Origin of the sequence: Kitasatospora sp. NPDC005856 (assembly GCF_040629945.1) — a bacterium.
Taxonomy (GTDB): Bacteria; Actinomycetota; Actinomycetes; order Streptomycetales; family Streptomycetaceae; genus Kitasatospora.
Window position 1 is genome coordinate 34754 of sequence record NZ_JBEXWT010000003.1, and the last position, 20802, is coordinate 55555.

A 20802-nucleotide genomic window follows, 5' to 3' on the forward strand; every position below is an offset into this window, starting at 1 on the left:
GCGGAGAGCGGATTTCTCGGCCAGCCGCTCGACCTACCCATCTGATTGACACCACACACCGGTCCGTCGCGGACTCTGCCGACCAGGGGGAGCTCTGGGTGGCCGACCAGCGCGAGGCCCTGAGGTCAGGCCATCTCGGACTGTCGCAAGGCTGGACGGATCAAGGTATTTCCCAACGGAACTCCTTGATCCACTTTTGCAACAGGCCCTAGTGATCCCAGCAGATCGCGGTGGTGGCGGCGGTGAAGGCCAGCCAGCCGACGATCGCGAGGACGAGGGTGACGGCGGAGGACCAGTGGACGGTGACCAGGATGACGCCGCCGATGAAGGTGAAGAAGAAGAGGAACAGGCAGGCGGTGGCGGGGACGATCCAGCCGTCCCGGTGGCCCCGGAGCAGGGTGAAGACGACCAGGGCGGTTCCTGCGCCGACCAGGAGCGCCAGCTTGAGGTGGGTGTGCCAGGGGGTGTCGATGATCGGGGAGCGGTGGCCCTGGTAGGAGACCTCCACGACGCGGCCGCGCCAGAGGGTGAAGTCCACGTCGACGCCGGTCCGGACGCTGCCGTAGAGGCCGTCGGTGACGATGTACGTGGCGGTGGGAGCCGCCTCGCGGGAGATGGTCACCTCGTAGGAGATGGAATCGTCGTTCGATCTTCTCTTCTTGCCCGTCACCCGGCCGGTCTCGTGGGTGGTGCAGTCCGTGACGGGCGCGGAGGCGGAGCTGATACAGGCCGGGGCGCCGCGGTAGGCGAACGCCTCGTCGTAGGCGTCGACGAACCAGGAGAAGCCGAGGGCGACGGTGGCCAGGCCGGTCAGGACGAGCAGCAGGCGGGCCGCGACGCGGGCGACGGGATGGCCCTTCTGATGGGAGCGGACGTGGGGGCGGGGTGGTGGCGTTCGTACGGGCGGTGCCGGGACGCGGTCGGTCACGCGCCGGGCTCCGGCGGTGGGCGCGGTGGTGATGGTGACGGCGTCGGTGACCGCGGCAGGTTTCGCGTCGACGGGTTTCGCGTCGGCAGGTTCCGCGTCGGCGGGCTCGGGAAGCTCACTCGTCGTCATCGTGCACCACCTCGGTGCGGAGCAGGACGACGTCCCCGTGCCGCATCCGCCGCCCGCACGTTCATCGCGCTCCCCCCGTCGCTCCCGGGCAACTCCCGGGTCCCGCCGGGATGATGGCAGGGATCGGCCGTGGTGGGGGAGCAGCCGGGGAGGTTTGTCACCGACTTGTCGAACTCCGGGACGGGCCGGGAGGGGACGGCCCGGGAGGGGACGCAATCCGGGGGACGGTCAGGGCAGCAGCAGGCCGGCGAGCTCGTCCAGCAGCTCGGTGACCCTCCGGGCCTTCTCCGGGTCCGGGACGGCCCGGGCGATGACCGGCTCGGCGGGCCGGGCGACGTGGGCGCGGATGGCGCGCCGGGCGGGGTCGGAGACGGTCAGCAGGGTGCGCCGTCCGTCGGCCGGGTCGGGCGCGGCGTCGAGCAGGCCGCGTTCGCGCAGCCGGGCGACGGAGACGGAGACGTGGCTCTGGGCGAAGCCGGTCCGGACCCGGATCTCCTGGACGGAGGCGGCGGGGTGCCGGTACACGTCGGCGACCACGGCGATCTCCCCGGCGGTGAGGTGCTCGGAGGCCGGGTCGGTGATCATTGCGCGGCCGAGTTCGGTCAACCGCTTGCCGAGCCTGAGGAGTTGCACGCCGTCCATGTCCGAAGAATACATCTTCACCGATGCATCGGTAGCGATGTAGATTGCCGCACATGACGACCCCCGAACCGCTCAGCCCGGTCTCCCGCACCGCCCTGTCCGTCGCCCGGGTGCGGGCCTACGAGAGCTCCCGTCCCGACCCGCTCTTCGTCGACCCGTACGCCGCGGCGTTCGTCACCGCCGCCGGCCTCGAACTGGCTCCCTCCCACCCGGGCAGCAGCTTCGCCAGGGCCCTGATCGCCAACGGCATCCTGCGTACCCGCTTCTACGACGACCGGCTGCGAGCCGCCGGTGCCGACCAGGTGGTGCTGCTGGCGGCGGGCCTGGACACCCGCGCGTACCGGCTGGACTGGCCGGCCGGCACCCGGGTGTTCGAGCTCGACCTGGACCCGGTACTGGGCTTCAAGAAGCAGATCCTGGAGGGGCTCGGCGCCGTGCCGCAGGCCGAGCGCACCGCCCTGCCCGCCGACCTGCTGGACCCGACGTGGCCCGAGCGGCTGGTCGCGGCCGGGTTCGACCCGGCACGGCGCTCGGTCTGGCTGGCCGAGGGGCTGCTGGTCTACCTCACCCCCGAGGAGGCGGCCGCCGTGCTCACGGCGGTGACCGGGCTGGCCGCCCCGGGCAGTCGGCTGCTGCTGGAGCAGGGCCGCGACGTGAGCCGCACCCCGCACGACCCGGCGCTCGCCCACATGATCGCGCTCTGGCGCGGCGGCCTCGGCCCGGACACCGACGGATGGCTCGACGGGAACGGCTGGACGCCGGAGGTCACCACCCTCGTCCGGCTCGGTGAGGCCTACGGGCGCGCACTGCCGGACCCCTCCGCCACGTCGGCCTTCATCGAGGCCGTACGGCGCCCGGCGCACTGACCTCCCGGGCCCGGGCCGCCTGCTGCGGCGACCGGCGCCCCGGCCCCGCGCCGCCCCCGCCCGCTCAGCGGGCCGGTTGTGGCGGCCAGGTGTTCGGGGCCAGGACACCGGTGGCGTAGGCCCGGGCGACCAGGGCGGTGCGGTTGGGGACGCGCCAGCGGCGGGAGAGCCGGGCCAGATGGTAGTTGACCCCGTCCGGGGTGATGCCGATCTCCCGGGCGATCTGCGCCGTGGTGTCGCCCCGGGCCGCCGCGGCCAGGATCCGGGCCTCGACCGGGCTGGCCCCGGCCTGCGGGCCCGGGGGCGGGGCCGCACCCGTGAACTCCGCCGTCCGCAGTGACAGCAGCAGGCTCGGGGTCTGTTCCGGGGTGTCGCCGACCAGGGCGACGGTCATCTCGCCGTGCCGCTCGCGGCCGTCGGCGGCTGTCCAGGAGACCCGCGCCGCGTACTGCGAGCGACGGTGCAGCCGGACGGCCTCGGTGAGCGCCTCCAGGGTGCCACTGTCCTGCAGGGTGAAGAACTCCAGGATCTTACGGTTGTTCAACTGGCCCGGCAAACTGCCGAATTCGGCTGCCATGGCGCGGTTGACGATCAGGATGCCCCCGCCGAACTCGCACACCGCGATCGGCAGCGGCATGTGGTCCAGCAGTCGCAGCGCCCGGTTGCGCCAGATCACCGCCGCCTCCCGCGGGTTGTCCGGTACGGGGCCGCAGCCCCCGGTCGTCCGCATCTGTCGTTCTCCTTTCCCGGTGCCCGAGCTGACGGCCCGTAGCACGTTCGTAGCGCGCCCGTAGCAAGCCCGTAACCGCCCCAGGTACTACACAATCATGTAGTGAACGCTGCCGGCGTCCCCTCCCGGTGGGCGCACAGTGGTGGAAGACGAGAGTTTCCTGCCGTGGGAGGGGCACACCGATGACCGAGACCGTGGAGCGCACGACCGAGGACGAGCCGGCGGCCGGGGGCGAGAGCCGGGGCGTCCCCCTGGTGGACATCTCCTCGATGCCGCCGACCGCCACCCCGATGCTGCGCATCATGGAACTGGCCAGAGAGCACGGCCCGGCCTTCGTCCAGCGACTGTACGGCCGGGACACCCTGGTCGTCAGCGGCCTGGAGCTGGTGACGGAGCTGGCCGACGAGACCCGGTTCACCAAGTCGATCGGCCAGGCCCTGGAGAACGTCCGGCAGTTCACCGGCGACGGCCTGTTCACCGCCTACAACGACGAGCCCAACTGGGCCCGGGCGCACGACATCCTGATGCCCGCCTTCGCGCTCGGCTCGATGCGCACCTACCACCCGGTGATGCTGCGGGTGGCCCGCCGAATGATCGACTCCTGGGACCGCCGGGAGGCCGCCGGACAGCCGGTGGACGTGCCCGGTGACATGACCCGGATGACCCTGGACACCATCGGCCTGGCCGGCTTCGGCTTCGACTTCGGCTCCTTCGAGCGGGACGAGCCGCATCCCTTCGTCGAGGCGATGGTGCGCTGTCTGGACTGGGCGATGACCAGGCTGACCCGCGACCCGCAGGCGGACCACGGTGAGCGCGACGCGGCCTTCCGGGCCGACGCCGACTACCTGGCCGCCGTGGTGGACGAGGTGATCGCCACCCGGGCCGGGGAAGGCGTCCAGGGCCCGGCCGAGGACCTGCTCGGCCTGATGCTCGGCGCGGTCCGCCCCTCGGACGGCACCCGGCTGGATGCCGAGAACATCCGCAACCAGGTGATCACCTTCCTGATCGCCGGCCACGAGACCACCTCGGGCGCGCTCTCCTTCGCGCTGTACTACCTCGCCAAGAACCCGACCGTGCTGCGCCAGGTGCAGCGGGAGGTGGACGAGCTCTGGGGCGACCAGGCCGATCCGCAGCCCTCCTACGAGGACGTCGGACGGCTGCGCCACACCCGCCAGGTACTCAACGAGGCGCTGCGGCTGTGGCCGACGGCGCCCGCGTTCAGCCGCGAGGCGCGCGAGGACACCCTGCTCGGCGGGCGCATCCCGCTGCGCGCCGGGGAGACCGTCTTCGTCAGCACGCCGCTGCTGCACCGCGATCCGGCCTGGGGCGACAACCCGGAGCTGTTCGACCCGTCCCGGTTCGACCCCGACGTCGAGGAGGCCCGCTCCCCGCACGCCTTCAAGCCCTTCGGAACCGGCGAACGCGCCTGCATCGGGCGGCAGTTCGCGCTGCACGAGGCGGTCATGATGCTCGGCATGCTGGTCCACCGCTACCGGTTGATCGACCACGCCGACTACCGGCTGACCCTCAAGCAGACGCTCACCATCAAGCCCGACGGGTTCACCCTCGGTCTGGCCCGGCGCACGCCCGTCCAGGCCGCGGCCGCCCCGTCCGCCCAGGTCACGGCGGTCCAGGCGCCGGCCGCCGAGCGCCCCGGGCGGGTCCGCCAGGGCACCGGGCTGCTGCTCCTGCACGGCTCCAACTACGGTGCCTGCCGGGAGTTCACCCGGCAGCTCGCGGAGGCCGCCGCCGACCTCGGCTGCGAGACCGAGACCGCCCCGCTGGACGCGTACGCGGACGGGCTGCCCACCGACCGGCCGGCGGTGATCACCGCCGCCTCGTACAACGGGCAGCCGACCGACGACGCGGCCCGGTTCGTCCGCCGGCTCCAGGACTCCCTGGAGGGTGGTGAGGCCGAGGGCGTCGAGTACGCGGTGCTCGGCATCGGCGACCGCACCTACGCCGCAACCTACCAGCGCATCCCGGCGCTGATCGACGACCGGCTCGCCGAACTCGGCGGCACCCGGCTGCTGGACCGCGCCGAGGCCGACGCCTCCGGCGACCTCGCGGGCACCGTACGGCAGTTCACCGCGGCGCTGGGCGAGGCCCTGCTGGCGCGCTACGGGGACGCCGACGCCTCCGCCGGGGCGCGGCCCGAGGCCGCGTACTCGGTGACCGAGGTGATCGGCGGCCCGATGGCCGCGCTGGCCGCCCGGCACGACACGGCGGAACTGACCGTCACCGCCGTCGACAGCCTGACCGACCCCGGCTACCACCGGGTCAAGCGGCTGGTCCGCCTGGCCCTGCCGGAGGGCACCGGCTACCGGACCGCCGACCACCTCGCCGTGCTCCCGGCCAACGACCCGGTGCTGGTCGAGCGGGCCGCCAAGCTGTTCGGCGCCGACCCGGAGACGGTGCTCAACATCGTGGCGCACCGGCGCACCGGACTGGCCGTCGACCGCCCGCTGACCGTCCGTGAACTGCTCACCCGTCACATCGAGCTGCAGGACCGCCCGAGCGCCGAGCAGCGCGCCGCGCTGGCCGCCCTCAACCCCTGCCCGCCCGAGCAGGCCGCCCTGCGGGCCCTGTCCGAGGACGACCCGCGCACCCTGCTGGACCTGATCGAGGACCACCCGGCGGTGCAGGAGCGGCTGACCTGGCCGGTGCTGCTGGAGCTGCTGCCGCCGATCCGGCCGCGGCACTACTCGATCTCCTCCTCGCCCACCGGCGACCCCGGCCAGGTGGAGCTGATGGTCTCGGTGCTCAGCACCCCGGCCCGTTCGGGCCGCGGCACCTTCCGCGGCACCGGCTCCGGCTACCTCGACCGGGTGGCCGTCGGCGACACCGTGCTGGCCAGGGTCCAGCCCTGCCGGGAGGCGTTCCGGATCGGCCACCGCACCCCGGTGGTCATGATCGCGGCCGGCACCGGCCTGGCGCCCTTCCGCGGCGCCGTCGCCGACCGCCGGGCGCTGCTCGCGCAGGGGGCCGGCCTCGCCCCGGCGCTGCTGTACTTCGGCTGCGACGACGAGGCGGCGGACTACCTGCACCGCGGCGAGCTGGAGGCCGCCGAGCAGGCCGGCGCGGTCTCGCTGCGGCCCGCCTTCAGCGAGCGGCCCCAGCAGGGACGGCGCTACGTGCAGGACCGGATCGCCGCCGAGGCGGGCGAGGTCTGGGAACTGCTGGAAGCCGGCGCCGAGGTGTACGTGTGCGGCGACGGGGCCCGGATGGCGCCGGGCGTCCGGGCGGCCTTCCGGGCGCTGTACCGGGAGCGCACCCCGGGCGCCGACGAGCAGCGGGCCCTGGCCTGGCTGCAGGGGCTGATCGAGTCCGGACGGTACGTCGAGGACGTGTACGCGGGCTGATCCTCCCGCGCCCGGCACGACCGTGGGCCCCGCCTGGGTGGCAGGGCCCACGGTCGTGCCGGCCCGGTCGGCCGGTTCGGTCGGCCGGCCGGGTCAGTACACGCTGACCTGGTACGCGGAGAGCGCCGCGTTGGCCGGCTGGTAGAAGGTGGTGCCGCCGGTGGTGCAGTCGCCGCTGCCGCCGGAGGTGATGCCGAGGGCCTTGGCGCCGTCGTACAGCGGGCCGCCGGAGTCGCCGGGCTCGGCGCAGACGTTGGTCTGGATCATGCCGCGGACGGTGCTGCCGTCGGAGTAGCGCACGGTGACGTTGAGCGCGGTGACGGTGCCGCCGTGGGTGCCGGTGGTCGACCCGGTGCGCTTGACCGACTCGCCGACGACGGCGTTCGGGGCGGAGGTGAAGCCGCCCGGGTGGCTGAGCGCGCTGTTGTCGTAGCGGACCAGCGCGTAGTCGTGGTTGGGGAAGGTCGAGCTGATGGTCGGACCGATCCGGGTGTTGTGGGCGGCGTCGGTGTACCAGTCGGGGGCGATGTTGCCGCAGTGCCCGGCGGTGAGGAAGTAGTAGGTGCTGCCGCTCACCACGTTGAAGCCGAGTGAGCAGCGGTACGCGCCGCCGTAGATGGCGTCGCCGGCGGCGAGCAGCGGGGTGAAGACCCCGGGGACGCGGTGGACGTCGAGGGTGGACGCGTCGGGGCCGGCGGCGACCATCAGCCTGGCGAGCGAGGCCGGGGAGACGGTGCTGTCGGCGGTCACCACGACGCGCCCGGCGGCCTCGTCGACGTACCAGGCGGTGCCGTCGACCTCGGCGTTCAGGATGGCGTCGCTGATCGCCGAGAGCTGTCCCGGTTCGGCGCGGGTGGGAGCGGCGGCGGCGACCGGCGCGGCGACCGCGGTGGCGGTCAGCAGGCCGAGGGCTGCGGCGAGCAGACGGAAGCGGCGGGTGGTTCCGGGGCGGGGCGTGGTTCCGGTGCGGGGCGTGGTGCGCTTGATCCTCACCGATCTCCTCCTGAGGGGGTGACGGCCCTGGGGGTTGGGGCCGTGAAACGCGGTCAGGCGGTGGGCGGACCCCGGCCGGTGCTCTCCGGAAGCACGACGGATGATCAGCTCCTGACAGGCGCTGACCGGAAGTATGAGGAAACGGATAGTTCGGTACAAGCTTCCTGATGGGGTGTCGGCGGACCCGCGGGCTCGGGGGTGATCCCGCGGATCCGCCGTTCGGCGGCTCCTACAGGGCGGGCACCGGTTCGGGACCGGCCAGTCGCCGGCCGCGGTGGAGGGCGTGCAGCGAGAGCGCGCAGAGCACCCCGAGGGCGCACAGTGCCAGCCAGGGGAGCGCGGCGAGCCCGGCCGCGCGGGCGGCGTCCAGGGCCGCGCCGGTCAACAGGTTCCCCAGGGTGATGCCGATCCCGCAGACGGTGTTGTAGAGCCCGTAGTGGGTGGCGACCAGACGGTCCCCGGAGAGCCGGACCACGGTGTCCATCTCGAACGGGTAGGCCAGCATCGTGCCCAGCGCCAGCAGGAAGGCGGCCAGCGCGGGCGGCCCGGCCGCGAGCGCCCAGCGTCCGGGGCCCGCCGCGGGGACGGGCAGGGCCGAGGCGGCGAGCAGCGGCAGGAAGGCCGCGCCCATCACGGCCACCCCCGCGACCAGGGCGGTGCCCGGCGCGATCCGGGCCCGGCACCAGGCGGTGACCCTGGTCTGGAGCAGGATCGTGCCCAGCCCGGACACCGCGAACAGCAGCGCCGTGGCCGCCGTCCCGCCGGTGCCGTCGCCGCCCAGCCGTCGGACCTCCAGCGGCAGGGCCAGGTACACCTGGAAGGACAGCACGTAGGAGCCGGTCATCGCGCCCGCGAAGAGCAGGAACGGACGGTTGGCCAGCACCCCGCGCCACTGCGCGAGGACACCCGAACGCTCCGGGCCCCCGGCCGGCTCGGCACCCCGGCGGGCCGGCAGCGAACGGATCTGCACGGCGCTGAGCACCGCGAACACCGCGGCCGCGACCAGGCAGGTGGTGCGGAAGTCCACTGCGGTCAGCACCATGCCGACCAGCGGGCCCAACAGGATGCCCGCCTGGTAGAAGACGTTGAACAGCGCGAAGGCGGCGACCCGCTGCTCGCCCGCGTCGCGCGCCAGGTAGGCCCGGACGGCGGGGTTGAACAGCGCCCCGGCCAGGCCGGTGGCCGCCGAGGCGGCGATCAGGGTGGGCAGCGAGGAGGAGAGGCCGAGCGCGGCGAAGCCCGCGGTGCGCAGCAGGCAGCCCGCCACGATCAGCGGCTTGTAGCCGAACCGGTCGGCCAGCGTGCCGCCGACCAGGAACATCCCCTGCTGGGTGAAGTTGCGCACCCCGAGCACCAGCCCGACCGTCCAGCCGGCCAGGCCGAGGCCGCCGGACAGATGGGCGGCCAGGTAGGGCATCAGCATGTAGAAGCCCAGGTTGATGGTGAACTGGTTGACCATCAGCAGCCGGACGCTGTGCTCGTGGCCGCGGAACTGGGCGGTCAGCTCCCTCACTCGGCACCGCCGGGGGCGCTCGCGAGGGTCAGCGGGTCGACCACCTCGGCGCAGCGGGTCCAGCGGGTGACCTCCCGCTCGTCCGGCCGGGCGAGTTCGTCCGGGCCGTCCGCCGGCGGGTGGTCGAGCAGGTCGTGCGCGGCGCCGTACTCGTCGTCGTAGACGGTGCCGAGGTAGCGCTGCGGCCCGTCCGGGAAGATCGCGGCGATCCGGGTGCCGGCGGGCTGGGTACGGGCCAGCCAGCCGGCCACCAGGGCGACCGCGCCGACGCTCCAGCCGCCGGTGGCGTAGTGCGAGGCGGCGAGCCGGCGGCAGGTCCAGACGGCTTCGGCCGGGGCGACCCAGTGGACCTCGTCGAAGGTGCCGTAGGCGACGTTGCGCGGGTAGATGCTGGAGCCGAGGCCGCGCATCAGCCGGGTGCGGGCGGGCTGGCCGAAGATCGTGGAGCCGATGGTGTCGACCCCGACCACCCGCAGCTCCGGGTAGAGCTGGCGCAGCACCCGGGAGGTGCCGGCCGAGTGCCCGCCGGTGCCGACGCTGCACACCAGCACGTCCAGGTGGCCGAGCTGGGAGGCGAGTTCGAGCGCCAGCGGGGTGTAGGCGGTGGTGTTGTCGGGGTTGTTGTACTGGTCGGGGCACCAGGAGCCGGGGTGACGGGCCAGCAGCTCGGCCACCCGGTCGCGCCGGGCCTGCTGCCAGCCGCCCCGCGGGTGCGGGTTGGCGACGGCCTCCACCTCGGCGCCGTAGGCGGTGAGCAGCCTGGTCATGGTCGGCTCCAGCCCGGGGTCGGTGACCAGCGTGACCGGGTGCCGGTACACCATGCCGGCCAGCGCGAGGCCCAGACCCAGGGTGCCGCTGGTGGACTCCACGATCCGGCCGCCCGGGCGCAACTCGCCCCGGGCCCGGGCGCGCTGGACCATGTGCAGGGCCGGGCGGTCCTTGATGCCGCCGGGGTTGAAGCCCTCCAGCTTGGCCCAGAAGCCGCGGCCCGCCGGGGCGAGCGGTTCGCCGATCCGCAGGACCGGGGTGTTGCCGACCAGGCCGCCGAGGGCCGCGTGGTCGTCGGTGCGATGGGTGAGGGATGTCATGTCTGCTCTCCTGTCGGGAGGTTGGCGGAGGATTTCGGCAGCTCGGACGGACGCCGAGCCGCTATATCCGCCACCGACCGGTGACCAGGAGCAGGCCTCTCGGCCCGGGCGCACCGGCGGAGCGCACCTCGGTCGTCGCGAGGTGCCGCGCGGTGGGCTCCGCCCGCTCCCCGGCGGGCGCGGTGGCCGGGCACGGCGCGGGCAGGGCCGTCGACCGGACGGACCGCTGCGCGGGCGCGGCGGACTCCCCGGTGGTGCAGTGCCGTTCCAGGGAGTCGGCGGGGACGTCGCTCGGCTCGGCCGGGGCGGTGGCCGCGGTGGAGCGGAGCGGATGGGCGTCGAGGTGGTGCTGCGGGCAGCCGGCGGGCAGCAGGGAGAACAGGCCGAGCAGCAGCGCGGCCAGGAGCCGGATGGGCATGACGGGACTCCGCGCGGCCGCGCGAGGGCGGCAGCGGATCGGCGACGGCGGGGGAGGACGCGGGCGGCGCACGCCGGCCCGCACCGCGTGGGCGGGCGTGGCGGGGCGCGGCCCGGGCCGCTCTAGACCCTCAGCTGGGCGATCCGGTGCGGGAGTTCGGGTGTTCTGGCCTCGGTGTGCCCGGTCGCCGGGCGTGCCGGGCCGGGTGCCGCAGCCTGTTCGCCGAGGTCGGGCCGGACGGCGACGGCGGGCCAGGCGGCCTCGGCGCCCGGTCCGTCCTCGGGCTTTCCGGACAGGCAGTCGCCGCCGGGGTGGTCGGCGTCCTCACCGTGTTCCTGGTGGTGCGCGGGCTGCGTGGAGGGCGCGGACTGCGGGCCCTCCGGCGCGGACCAGACGATCCGGATCGGATCGGTGTGCCCCGCGCCGGTCTCCGCACCGAACCCGTGGGAGGCGAACACGGCCACCAGCAGGGCGCCCAGCCAGAACAGCCGCGTCGCCGCCCCTCGGGGGCGGGCGCGTCGTGCACGCAACGGCGACCGGGCGGTGACCATGTCGTGATCCTAACCCGACTTCCTGCTCCGCCGACAGCGCGTCTCGGGTGATGTGATGAACCGTCAATCCGATGTACCGGGATGAGATCTGAAGAAAGTGTTATCGCGGAGGGCGGGGCGAGTCTCCTGGGCGAGGGAGCGGACGCGCGATGCCGTGGGTGAGGTCCACGGCGGGATCGCGGAGTTCGAGATGGGGCACTCCGCGCGGAGCCGGAAGGCTCCGACCGCGTCCGCTCCCCACGCGCCGCCGGATCGTCCCGTCCGGCCGGCGCACCCGGCGGTCCGCACGCATCCCCCCTGGCTGCGGACCGCCGGGCTCACCCGGCAGGGGCCGTACGCCCCGGCTCCGTCCGTGCCTCGGCTCCGGGCTCCGGAGCGTGGTCGGCCCGGGGCCGGCCCGCCGGGGTGCGCCGCTGCAGCAGGACGGCCGCCTCGCGGTCGGAGACCTCGTGGAACTCGCCGTACCAGGGCCCGGCGGCGTGGGCGTAGCGGGGCAGGTGGAGGCAGACCACCGCGTCCACGTCCCGGCACAGGTCGGCCGCGATCCGGGCGTCGCAGACCGGTGCCGCGAGGATCAGCCGCGCCGGGTGGTCGGCGGCGAGGGCGTGGACGGCGGCCCGGGCGGTGAGGGCGTCGGTCAGGCCGTCGGAGACCAGCACGGCGGTGCGCCCCTCCAGTGGCAGTCGGTTCCGGCCCGGGCGGTAGAGCGCCTCGCGGCGGTGGAGTTCGACCCGTTCCCGTTTGACGCTCGCGCCCAGCTCGGCCGTGGTGACGCCGAGGCTCTCCAGGGTGTACCGGTCGATCAGCGGCGGGTCGTCGTCGGCGATGGCGCCGACCGGGCGGTCGTGGCCGGGCACGGCGAGGGGCCGGACCACCGTGGCGTCGAGCGGGGCGTCCAGGGCCTCGGCGACCTCGGCCGCCACCGGCAGCCCGCCGGGGGCGAGCCCGAGCACCACGACCCCGGCGTCGGCCCGCCCGGCCAGCAGCGGGACGAGCCTGCGGGCCAGCTGGTGTCCGGCGGTGCTGCGGTCGGGGAATCTCACGGGTCTGTCCTTGCTCTCCACGCGTTCGAGCGCCGCCACGGCCGCTCCCGGGGGCGGTACGAACCGGCGGTCGGCCTGCGGCCCCGCCCATCTGTGCTGCTTCCCCGTTGTGGCGGGCTCTAACGCCCGGGGCGCGATTCGAAGGCGATCCGGGCCCGGTGGCCCCGGCGGGTGTGCCCGCGCGGGGTCGGGGCAGGCGTACGGGCATGGACGACCGATCGACGACGCTTGCGCCCGTACCCGGGTGGCACGCGGGCGCGGCCGTTCGCGCGGCCCGGTACGGCGCACGCGATGATGGTCGGGACGGCGCCCCGCCGTCCCCACCGGACCCGGAGCGAGCCATGCCAGGGCCATCCGAGCACCCTCACGAGGCCGCGGGCCGGGCCGAACCCGGCGGCCCCGAAGCCGCCGCTCTGCGCGTCACGGTGGGCGACCGCGGGTTGCTGCGGATCGTCACGGTCTCCGGGGAGCTGGACCACGACAGCGCGGACGAACTGCGCGGCGCGCTCGCTCGGCCGCCCTCGGCGGACGGCATCGAGCGGATCGTGGTCGACCTCACCGGCCTGCGGTTCTGCGACTCGACCGGGCTGAACGTCCTGTTGCGCGCCCGGCTGGACACGCAGGCGGCCGGGCTGCGGCTGGAGCTGGCGGGCGCCGGGCCGCCGGTGGCCCGGCTGTTCGCGATCGCCGGGGCCGACAACGTGCTGGTCGTCCACCCCGACCTCCGTACCGCCCTGGCGGCTTCCGACGAGGGCCCCGCCGGGCCCGTCGCTCCGTCCGGACCGAGCTGAGGAGGCAGGCCATGGACCGCCTCGGGAACGGTGGGCCGCCAGGCCGGGAGCAGACCAGGAGCCTGGCGCTGGAGGGCAGCGCCGGCGCGGTGCAGCGCAGCCGCGACTTCAGCCGGCGGGCACTGGTGTCCTGGCACTGGCTGCCGGCCGTCGACGAGGACCGGCTGACCGCGGCCGAGGACGTCCTGCTGATGGTCTCCGAGCTGGTCACCAACGCCTGTCTGCACGCCCCCGGAGGCCCGCGCGAGGTGCGGCTCCACTGGGACGGCGCCCGGCTGCGGGTCGAGGTCGCGGACGCCAGCCCCGTCCCGCCGCGGCTGCGCCCGTCCGCCGAGGCCGGGCGCCCCGGCGGGCACGGGCTGCGGGTGGTGGACCGGCTCGCCGCCGCCTGGGGCTCCCGGCCCGAGGACGGCGGGAAGCTGGTCTGGCTGGAGGTGCCGCGTCCGCCGTCCCTGACGGCGGCGGCCGGGGCGGACGGGGGCCGGGCGGGGGAGCCGCGGCGGCCGGACCGGGGCTGACCGGCGTCCTTCCTCGCCCCGCGGGGGTTTCCGCCGCGCCGCAGCGGACAGGCGCGTGGTCGTGAGCGCCGGCCGTCGGCCGGTGCCGGACCCGGAGCGAGCGGGCCGGGCCCGGACGGGGCGAGAGGAGCGAGCAGCCATGACACAACACCCGTCGGAGTCCGGGAACCCGGCCGTCGACCGGGCCGAGGAGCTCACCGTCGAGACGCGGCCGTGGGCCCTGGGCACCGTGCTGGTGCTGTTCGGCGAGCTGGACCTCGACTCGGGCCCGGACCTGCGGGCCGCGCTCGACCGGGCCCTCGCCGAGCCGGCCAGCGTGGTCGTGGTGGACTGCGCCGGGCTGGAGTTCTGCGACTCCACCGGGCTCAACGTGCTGCTGCGGGCCAAGGCCCGGGCGGCGGCGGACGGCAGCCGGATCGAGCTGGCCCGGCCCCGGCCGCTGATCCTGCGGATGCTCGAACTCACCGGCGCCACCGACGCCTTTTCGATCCGCGAGACCGTCCCGGGCTGAGGCCTCGGGGCCCCGGGCCGCAGCGCGCGCCCGGGGCCGTCTCCCGAGTGTCGCCCCCGGCCCGCGGTGGCAGAGTGGGAGCAGGGCGGCAGGCCCGTCGCCCCCGGGACCGAGGTGGCCGGACGGCGCACCCCGGTCGTGCGAGCGATCCGGACGGTGGACGGATGGACGAGCAGCCGGTGGCCGGAGCCCCCGCGGCCGACCCGGCCGAGCAGGCGCTGCGGCAGCTGCTCGCCGGGCTGACGGCCGTGCGCGACGGGGATTTCCGGACCCGGCTCGCCCGGGACCGGCCGGGGGTGCTGGGGGAGATCGCCGAGGTCTTCGACGGCATGGCCGACCAGCTGGCCCGGGTGACCTCCGAGGTGACCAGGGTGGCCCGGGAGGTCGGCACCGACGGGCGGCTCGGTGGGCAGGCCCAGGTGCCGGACGCGGCCGGGACCTGGCTGGAGCTGACCGACGCGGTGAACGCGATGGCCGGCAACCTGACCTGGCAGGTGCGCAACATCGCCCAGGTCACCACGGCGGTGGCACGCGGGGACCTCACCCAGAAGATCGAGGTGGACGCGCGCGGGGAGATCCTGGAGCTCAAGAGCACCGTCAACACCATGGTGGACACCCTGTCCTCGTTCGCGGACGAGGTGACCAGGGTGGCCAGGGAGGTGGGCACCGAGGGCCGGCTCGGCGGCCAGGCCCAGGTGCCGGGCGTCGCCGGGACGTGGCGCGACCTGACGGACTCGGTGAACGCGATGGCCGGGAACCTGACCTGGCAGGTGCGCAACATCGCCCAGGTGGCGACCGCCGTGGCCGAGGGCGACCTCACCCAGAAGATCTCGGTCGACGCGCGTGGGGAGATCCTGGAGCTGAAGGAGACCATCAACACGATGGTGGACCAGCTGTCCTCGTTCGCCGCCGAGGTGACCAGGGTGGCCAGGGAGGTGGGCACCGAGGGCCGGCTCGGCGGCCAGGCGGACGTCCGGGATGTCTCCGGCACCTGGCGGGGCCTCACCGAGTCGGTCAACGTCATGGCCGACAACCTCACCGCCCAGGTCCGTGCGATCGCCGAAGTGACCACGGCCGTGGCGGAGGGGGACCTGACCCAGAAGATCCGGGTCGACGCGCGTGGGGAGATCCTGGAGCTGAAGGAGACCATCAACACGATGGTCGACCAGCTGTCCTCGTTCGCGGACGAGGTCACCAGGGTGGCCCGGGAGGTCGGCACCGCCGGGAACCTGGGTGGCCAGGCCACCGTCCGGGGGGTCTCCGGGACGTGGAAGGACCTCACCGACAACGTCAACGTGATGGCCTCCAACCTCACCGGCCAGGTCCGCTCGATGTCCGAGGTGGCGACGGCGGTGGCGCGCGGCGACCTGTCCCGGAAGATCATCGTCGAGTCCCAGGGCGAGGTCGCGGCCCTCGCCGACGCTATCAACACCATGGTGGACACCCTGTCCGTCTTCGCCGACGAGGTCACCAGGGTCGCCCGCGAGGTCGGCACCGAGGGCATCCTGGGCGGCCAGGCCCGGGTGCCCAACGTGGCCGGCACGTGGAAGGCCCTCACCGACAACGTCAACTTCATGGCGCACAACCTGACCAGCCAGGTGCGCAACATCGCCCAGGTCACCACCGCGGTCGCCGAGGGCGACCTGACCCGCAAGATCGACGTGGACGCGCGCGGGGAGATCCTGGAGCTCAAGACCACCGTCAACACGATGGTGGACCAGCTGTCCTCGTTCGCCGCCGAGGTGACCAGGGTGGCCCGGGAGGTCGGCAGCGAGGGCCGGCTCGGCGGGCAGGCCCGGGTGGAGGGCGTCTCCGGCACCTGGAAGCGGCTCACCGAGAACGTCAACGAGCTGGCCGGCAACCTCACCCGCCAGGTCCGCGCCATCGCCGAGGTCACCAGCGCCGTCGCGGCCGGAGACCTGACCCGCTCGATCAGCGTGGACGCCTCCGGGGAGGTCGCCGACCTCAAGGACAACATCAACGCGATGGTCGGATCGCTGCGCGAGACCACCCTGGCCAACCAGGAGCAGGACTGGCTCAAGACCAACCTGGCCCGCTTCTCCGCCGCCATCCAGGGCCGGCGGGACATCCGCGCCGTCGCCGAGATGATCACCGACGAGGTGACCCCGCTGGTCGGCGCCCAGTACGGCGGGTTCTTCCTCGCCGAAGAGGGCACGGACGGCACCGAACTGGCCCTGATCAGCGCCTACGGCCGCCCGGCCGGGGAGCGGCGGCGGCTGCGGCTGGGGGAGTCCCTGGTCGGCCAGGCGGCTCGGACCCGGCGGACCGTCACCGTGGACGAACTGCCGCCCGGCTACGCCACCGTCTCGTCCGGCGCGGGAAGCGCGGACGCCCGCTCGGTGGTCATCCTGCCGGTCGCCCTGGAGGAATGGCTGATCGGCGTGATGGAGTTCGCCTCAGTCCACCCCTTCACCCAGGCCCACCACGACTTCCTGGCCCAGTTCGCCGAGGCCTGCGGGGTCAACCTCGGCAACCTGCTGGCCAACGCCCGCACCGACGAGCTGCTCGGCGAGTCCCAGCGGCTCACCGCTGAACTCCAGGCCAGATCCGGGGAGTTGCAGAACGGGCAGGAGGAACTTCGGCGATCCAACGCCGAGTTGGAGGAGAAGGCCGCACTGCTCGCCCAGCGCAACCGGGACATCGAGGCGAAGAACCTGGAGATCGAGCAGGCTCGTCAGGAACTGGAGGAGCGGGCAAGGGAGTTGACACGTACCTCGTTGTACAAGTCGGAGTTCCTGGCCAACATGAGCCACGAGCTGCGCACCCCGCTGAACAGCCTGCTCATCCTCGCCCAACTGCTCGCCGAGAACAGTGGCGGCAACCTCACCGCCAAGCAGGTCGAGTACGCGGGCGTCATCCACTCGGCCGGCACCGACCTGCTCCAGCTCATCAACGACATCCTGGACCTCTCCAAGGTGGAGGCCGGGAAGATGGACCTGGCCATCGAGCCCTTCGCGGTGCGCGACCTGCTGGAGTACGTGGAGTCCGCCTTCCGGCCGCTCGCCGACGAGAAGGGGCTGGCGTTCGAGGTGTCCGTCGACCGGGCCGTGCCGGAGCGGATCGCCACCGATCAGGCGCGGCTGCGCCAGGTGCTGCGCAACCTGCTCTCCAACGCCGTCAAGTTCACCGACGTCGGCCGGGTCGAGCTGCGGATCGAGCACGTCGAGGAGGACGAGCTGCCGCCCGGGCTCGGGCGGACGCCGGCCGCGGTGGCCTTCCACGTCGACGACACCGGGATCGGCATCGACCCGGCCCACCTGGACACCATCTTCGGAGCCTTCCAGCAGGCCGACGGCTCCACCGCGCGGCGCTACGGCGGCACCGGCCTCGGCCTGTCGATCAGCCGGGAGCTCGCCCGGCTGCTCGGCGGCACCATCACCGTCCGCTCCGCGGCGGGGCAGGGCAGCCGGTTCACGCTGTACCTGCCGATGGGCGGGCGGAGCGCGGCGGCGGGCGGGGCCGACCTGCGGGTCCTCGTGGTGGAGTCCGACCCGCCGGGGCTGCTCACCCGGCTCGCCCGGGCGGTGACGGGGGCGCCGCAGGCCCCGTCGGGCGGCACGGGGGCGGGCGGGCCGACGGGGGCGGTGCGGGTCGACGCGGTGGGTGACGAGGCCGGGCTGCGGGCCGCGCTCACGGGCGGGCCGTACGGCTGCGTGCTGCTGGATCTGGTCGGCGCCGCCGACCTCGCCCCGCTGCTCGGGGAGCTCACGGCGGGCGGCACGCCGGTGCTCGGGTACGGGGGCGGCGGCGCGGCCCCCGAAGGCGTCGAGCGGGTCGGCGGACTGGACGAGCTACGCGCGCGGGTGGTCCGGGCGCTCGGCGGCGAGACGCCCCCGGCGGTGGGGGAGGCCGAGGAGACCGATCCGCCACCGGCCGCGGCGGGACCGCTCGTCGGACGGACCGTGCTGATCGTCGACGACGACATCCGCAATGTCTTCGCGCTCACCGCCGCCCTGGAACGGCACGGCCTGAACGTCCTGCAGGCCGCCGACGGCCGCGCCGGGCTCGACCTGCTGGGCGCCCATCCGGAGACCGCGCTGGTGCTGATGGACGTCATGATGCCGGGAATGGACGGCTACGCCGCAATCGCGGAGATCCGCTCCGACGAACGCTTCGAGGGGCTGCCGGTCGTCGCCGTCACCGCCAAGGCCATGCCCGGCGACCGGGACCGCAGCCTGGCCGCCGGGGCCGACGACCACATCACCAAACCGGTCGACACCGGCCGGCTGCTGGAGCGGATGCGGGACTGGCTGGACGCGTCATGACGGCTCCACGGCCCGGGGGAACCGCGGCCCGGCCCAGGGGCGCGACGTGACCTCCGCGCGGGATTCCTCCGAGTGGGACCCCTCGGCGCAGGAGGCCGCGGAGCGCACCGCCCGGGCGCTGGCCGAGACCGTCCGCCGTCTCCAGGCGGCCGCCGCCCGGGCGCACGCCGAGGCGCGGACCAGGTCCGCCGTCGACCTCGCCACCGGCATCCTGGCCGAGCGGCTCGGCCTGCCGGTCCCCGAGGCCGCCGCCCACCTCGCCCGGCTGGCCCGGGAGTCGGGCGTACCGGTGCTCGCGCTGGCGGCGGACATCGCTGGGCTGACGGGACCGCAGCCGGAACCGGGCCAGGAGCCGGAACCGGGCGCGGGAGCCGGGCCCGCGCCGTCGGCCTTCCGCCGCCCCGGCGCCGAGCCGCCCGAGGCCGGCCCGCCCGTCGCGCCCGCACTCGCCGCCGCGTCCGACCTGGAGCACGCCACCGGGGCCGTGCTGGACCAGGCCGCGGCGGCGTTCGGCGTTCGCGCCGTGGCCGTCTGGCAGCGGCTGCCCGGCGGTGCGCTCGCGCTCGCCGCGCACGCCGGGCTCTCCGCCGAGGAGGCGGCCGGCTGGTCCCGGGTGCCGCCCGGCGTGCCCACCCCGGCGCAGCTGGTCGTCGGCGGGGGAACCGAGCTGTGGCCCGGCGAGCCGGCGGCCGACGGGCCCTCGCCGGGCGGCCTCGTGGCCCGGGCGGTCGTCCCGCTGCTCGACCGGCGCCGCCGCAGGGGAGCGCTGGAGCTGCTCTGGCCGGCCACGGGCCCGGACGCCACTCCGGTGCTCGGCCCGGTCCAGCGCCGCGAGCTGTACGCCCTCGCCGACCTCTGCGTGACCCTGCTCGGCCCGCCCCCGGAGCCCCTGGCCCCCGAGCAGGCCGGCACCCTTCTGGAGAGCCTGCTCACCCCCGCACTGCTGCTGGCCCCCGCCGTGCGGGCCGAGCGGATCGCCGACTTCACGGTGCTGCGGGTCAACGCCCGGTTCCGCGACCCGCTCGGCCGCCCCCGGGAGGCCGTGGAGGGTGCCTCGCTGCTGGAGACCTACCCGGTCGCCTCCGCCGCCGGGCTGTTCGACCGGCTGTTGCGCGCGTACGAGACGGGCGTGCCGTCGACCGCCGAGCGGGTCCGGCTGGCCTTCCGGGAGCACGGGCCGGCCGTCCCGGTGGCCGTCCTGCTCTCGGTCGTCCCGCTCGGGGACCGGATGCTGGTCTGCTGGCGGCTGGACGACGAGCGGGAGGAGGACGAGCAGGTCGCCCTGCTGCGCCAGGCCCAGCGGCTGGCCCGGGTGGCCGGGTTCGAGGAGCGCCCCGCCGAGGGCCGGATCCGCTGGAGCGACGGGCTGCGCGAGCTGTACGGGCTGCCCTCGGACGCCCCGCCGGTACCGCTGGACCGCCTCGTCGGGCACACTCATCCGGACGACCGGCCGGCGATCCGGCGCCTGCTGGACACCGTCCGGCACCACCACCGCACCGCCTCCGCGGTGGTCCGGCTGGACCGTCCGGACGGCACCCACCGTTTCACCCGGGTGATCGCCGAGCCGGTGGTGGACGAGACCGGCCGGCTGGTCGCCGTCCGCGGCGCCTACCACGACGTCTCCGCCCAGCACTGGACGGAGGTCGCGCTCGGCGCCACGCGGGAGCGGCTGGCCGACAGCGAGCAGGAGTCGGCCGAGCGGGCACAGCTGGCACTGCGGCTGCAGCAGGCGATCCTGCCCGCCGCCCCTCCCCCGCTCGCCGTCACCGGCCTGCACGCCGCCGTCCGCTACCGGCCCGCCGCCCAGCAGGACCGGGTCGGCGGCGACTGGTACGACGTGCTGGTGCTGCCCGACCGGCGGGTGCTGCTCGCGGTCGGGGACGTGGCCGGGCACGGTGTCGGCGCGGCCACCGGGATGGTCGCACTGCGGCACGCGCTGCGCGGCCTGGCCGTCACCGGGGCCGGCCCGGGCCGGCTGCTGGCGTGGGCCAACACCGTCGCCCTGCGCGAACCGGGCCAGGTCACCGCGACGGCCGTCTGCGTGCTGGTGGACCCGGTCGGCGGCGAACTGCGCTGGGCCCGGGCCGGGCACCTGCCGCCGATCCGGCTCGGCGCGGCCGGTGCGCAGGTGCTGCCGCTGCCGCACGGGGTGCTGCTCGGCGCGCTGGACGACGCCGAGTACGAGGAGTACACCGCCCGGCTCGACCCGGGCGACGTCCTGCTGCTCTACACCGACGGGCTGGTCGAACGCCGGGACCGCCCGGTGGAGGAGTCGGTGGAGCAACTGCTCCGGGCGGCCGGCGCCCCCGGCCCGGACCTGGAGCAGTACCTGGACCGGCTGCTGGAACTCAGCCCGGCCGACACCGACGACGACACCTGCCTGATCGCCGTCCAGACCGAGTAGGCCGGAGTCCCGGTCCTCCGAGCGCCTCC

At 74.8% G+C, this 20802-nt stretch carries 16 protein-coding genes; 7 read left to right on the forward strand and 9 right to left on the reverse strand.

Annotation, left to right across the window (positions count from 1 at the left end; all coding sequences use genetic code 11):
* Window positions 1-208: 208 nt before the first annotated feature.
* Together ABZ449_RS03725 and ABZ449_RS03730 are read right to left on the reverse strand one after the other, a co-directional pair.
* Window positions 209-1057 (reverse strand): hypothetical protein, encoded by an 849-nt coding sequence (locus ABZ449_RS03725; protein WP_360339575.1) that lies wholly within the window; start codon window positions 1055-1057, stop codon window positions 209-211.
* 228 nt (window positions 1058-1285) lie between these two features.
* Complete coding sequence (locus ABZ449_RS03730; RefSeq protein ID WP_360339578.1) at window positions 1286-1699, reverse strand: helix-turn-helix domain-containing protein; 414 nt, start codon at window positions 1697-1699, stop codon at window positions 1286-1288.
* A gap of 53 nt (window positions 1700-1752) precedes the next feature.
* On the opposite strand from ABZ449_RS03730, the gene ABZ449_RS03735 reads away from it, so the two are divergent.
* Window positions 1753-2565 (forward strand): SAM-dependent methyltransferase, encoded by an 813-nt coding sequence (locus ABZ449_RS03735; protein WP_360339581.1) that lies wholly within the window; start codon window positions 1753-1755, stop codon window positions 2563-2565.
* Window positions 2566-2629: 64 nt separating this feature from the next.
* Here ABZ449_RS03735 and ABZ449_RS03740 read toward each other — a convergent pair whose 3' ends face one another.
* Complete coding sequence (locus ABZ449_RS03740; protein ID WP_360339584.1) at window positions 2630-3295, reverse strand: LuxR C-terminal-related transcriptional regulator; 666 nt, start codon at window positions 3293-3295, stop codon at window positions 2630-2632.
* 182 nt (window positions 3296-3477) lie between these two features.
* Here ABZ449_RS03740 and ABZ449_RS03745 point away from each other — a divergent pair, with 182 nt between their 5' ends.
* Complete coding sequence (locus ABZ449_RS03745) at window positions 3478-6657, forward strand: cytochrome P450 (RefSeq protein ID WP_360339587.1); 3180 nt, start codon at window positions 3478-3480, stop codon at window positions 6655-6657.
* Between the two features lie 93 nt (window positions 6658-6750).
* On the opposite strand, the gene ABZ449_RS03750 is transcribed toward ABZ449_RS03745, so the two are convergent.
* The 6 genes from ABZ449_RS03750 to ABZ449_RS03775 form a co-directional block, all read right to left on the reverse strand.
* Entirely contained in the window at window positions 6751-7650 is a 900-nt protein-coding gene (locus ABZ449_RS03750; protein WP_360339590.1) for a S1 family peptidase, read from the reverse strand.
* 229 nt (window positions 7651-7879) lie between these two features.
* The gene (locus ABZ449_RS03755) at window positions 7880-9163 is read right to left on the reverse strand and encodes an MFS transporter (RefSeq protein WP_360339593.1); all 1284 of its coding nucleotides are present in this window, start codon (window positions 9161-9163) and stop codon (window positions 7880-7882) included.
* Complete coding sequence (locus ABZ449_RS03760) at window positions 9160-10251, reverse strand: PLP-dependent cysteine synthase family protein (protein ID WP_360339596.1); 1092 nt, start codon at window positions 10249-10251, stop codon at window positions 9160-9162. The genes ABZ449_RS03755 and ABZ449_RS03760 overlap by 4 nt, the downstream gene beginning before the upstream one ends.
* 61 nt (window positions 10252-10312) lie before the next feature.
* Window positions 10313-10669, reverse strand: a complete 357-nt coding sequence (locus ABZ449_RS03765) for a hypothetical protein (protein WP_360339599.1) — start codon at window positions 10667-10669, stop codon at window positions 10313-10315.
* A gap of 122 nt (window positions 10670-10791) precedes the next feature.
* Window positions 10792-11220, reverse strand: a complete 429-nt coding sequence (locus ABZ449_RS03770) for a hypothetical protein (RefSeq protein ID WP_360339602.1) — start codon at window positions 11218-11220, stop codon at window positions 10792-10794.
* A 317-nt stretch (window positions 11221-11537) separates the two neighbouring features.
* Window positions 11538-12263, reverse strand: coding sequence for a phosphoribosyltransferase (locus ABZ449_RS03775; protein ID WP_360339605.1), 726 nt, complete (start codon window positions 12261-12263; stop codon window positions 11538-11540).
* A gap of 341 nt (window positions 12264-12604) precedes the next feature.
* Between ABZ449_RS03775 and ABZ449_RS03780 the strand changes: the two genes are divergently transcribed.
* From ABZ449_RS03780 to ABZ449_RS03800, 5 genes are all read left to right on the forward strand, one after another.
* Window positions 12605-13054, forward strand: coding sequence for an STAS domain-containing protein (locus ABZ449_RS03780; RefSeq protein ID WP_360339608.1), 450 nt, complete (start codon window positions 12605-12607; stop codon window positions 13052-13054).
* An 11-nt stretch (window positions 13055-13065) separates the two neighbouring features.
* Window positions 13066-13572, forward strand: coding sequence for an ATP-binding protein (locus ABZ449_RS03785; protein ID WP_360339611.1), 507 nt, complete (start codon window positions 13066-13068; stop codon window positions 13570-13572).
* Between the two features lie 139 nt (window positions 13573-13711).
* Window positions 13712-14083: an STAS domain-containing protein gene (locus ABZ449_RS03790; RefSeq protein ID WP_360339614.1), complete on the forward strand. Its 372-nt coding sequence runs from the start codon at window positions 13712-13714 to the stop codon at window positions 14081-14083.
* A 164-nt stretch (window positions 14084-14247) separates the two neighbouring features.
* The gene (locus ABZ449_RS03795; protein WP_360339617.1) at window positions 14248-18369 is read left to right on the forward strand and encodes a HAMP domain-containing protein; all 4122 of its coding nucleotides are present in this window, start codon (window positions 14248-14250) and stop codon (window positions 18367-18369) included.
* A 46-nt stretch (window positions 18370-18415) separates the two neighbouring features.
* The gene (locus tag ABZ449_RS03800; protein WP_360339620.1) at window positions 18416-20773 is read left to right on the forward strand and encodes a SpoIIE family protein phosphatase; all 2358 of its coding nucleotides are present in this window, start codon (window positions 18416-18418) and stop codon (window positions 20771-20773) included.
* Window positions 20774-20802 lie beyond the last annotated feature (29 nt).

Excerpts from the sequence above, each read along its gene's own strand:
- ABZ449_RS03725 (WP_360339575.1), bottom strand. The coding sequence starts at position 1,057 with ATGACGACGAGTGAGCTTCCCGAGCCCGCCGACGCGGAACCTGCCGAC.
- ABZ449_RS03730 (WP_360339578.1), bottom strand. The coding sequence starts at position 1,699 with ATGGACGGCGTGCAACTCCTCAGGCTCGGCAAGCGGTTGACCGAACTC.
- ABZ449_RS03735 (WP_360339581.1), top strand. The coding sequence starts at position 1,753 with ATGACGACCCCCGAACCGCTCAGCCCGGTCTCCCGCACCGCCCTGTCC.
- ABZ449_RS03740 (WP_360339584.1), bottom strand. The coding sequence starts at position 3,295 with ATGCGGACGACCGGGGGCTGCGGCCCCGTACCGGACAACCCGCGGGAG.
- ABZ449_RS03745 (WP_360339587.1), top strand. The coding sequence starts at position 3,478 with ATGACCGAGACCGTGGAGCGCACGACCGAGGACGAGCCGGCGGCCGGG.
- ABZ449_RS03760 (WP_360339596.1), bottom strand. The coding sequence starts at position 10,251 with ATGACATCCCTCACCCATCGCACCGACGACCACGCGGCCCTCGGCGGC.
- ABZ449_RS03765 (WP_360339599.1), bottom strand. The coding sequence starts at position 10,669 with ATGCCCATCCGGCTCCTGGCCGCGCTGCTGCTCGGCCTGTTCTCCCTG.
- ABZ449_RS03770 (WP_360339602.1), bottom strand. The coding sequence starts at position 11,220 with ATGGTCACCGCCCGGTCGCCGTTGCGTGCACGACGCGCCCGCCCCCGA.
- ABZ449_RS03780 (WP_360339608.1), top strand. The coding sequence starts at position 12,605 with ATGCCAGGGCCATCCGAGCACCCTCACGAGGCCGCGGGCCGGGCCGAA.
- ABZ449_RS03785 (WP_360339611.1), top strand. The coding sequence starts at position 13,066 with ATGGACCGCCTCGGGAACGGTGGGCCGCCAGGCCGGGAGCAGACCAGG.
- ABZ449_RS03790 (WP_360339614.1), top strand. The coding sequence starts at position 13,712 with ATGACACAACACCCGTCGGAGTCCGGGAACCCGGCCGTCGACCGGGCC.
- ABZ449_RS03795 (WP_360339617.1), top strand. The coding sequence starts at position 14,248 with ATGGACGAGCAGCCGGTGGCCGGAGCCCCCGCGGCCGACCCGGCCGAG.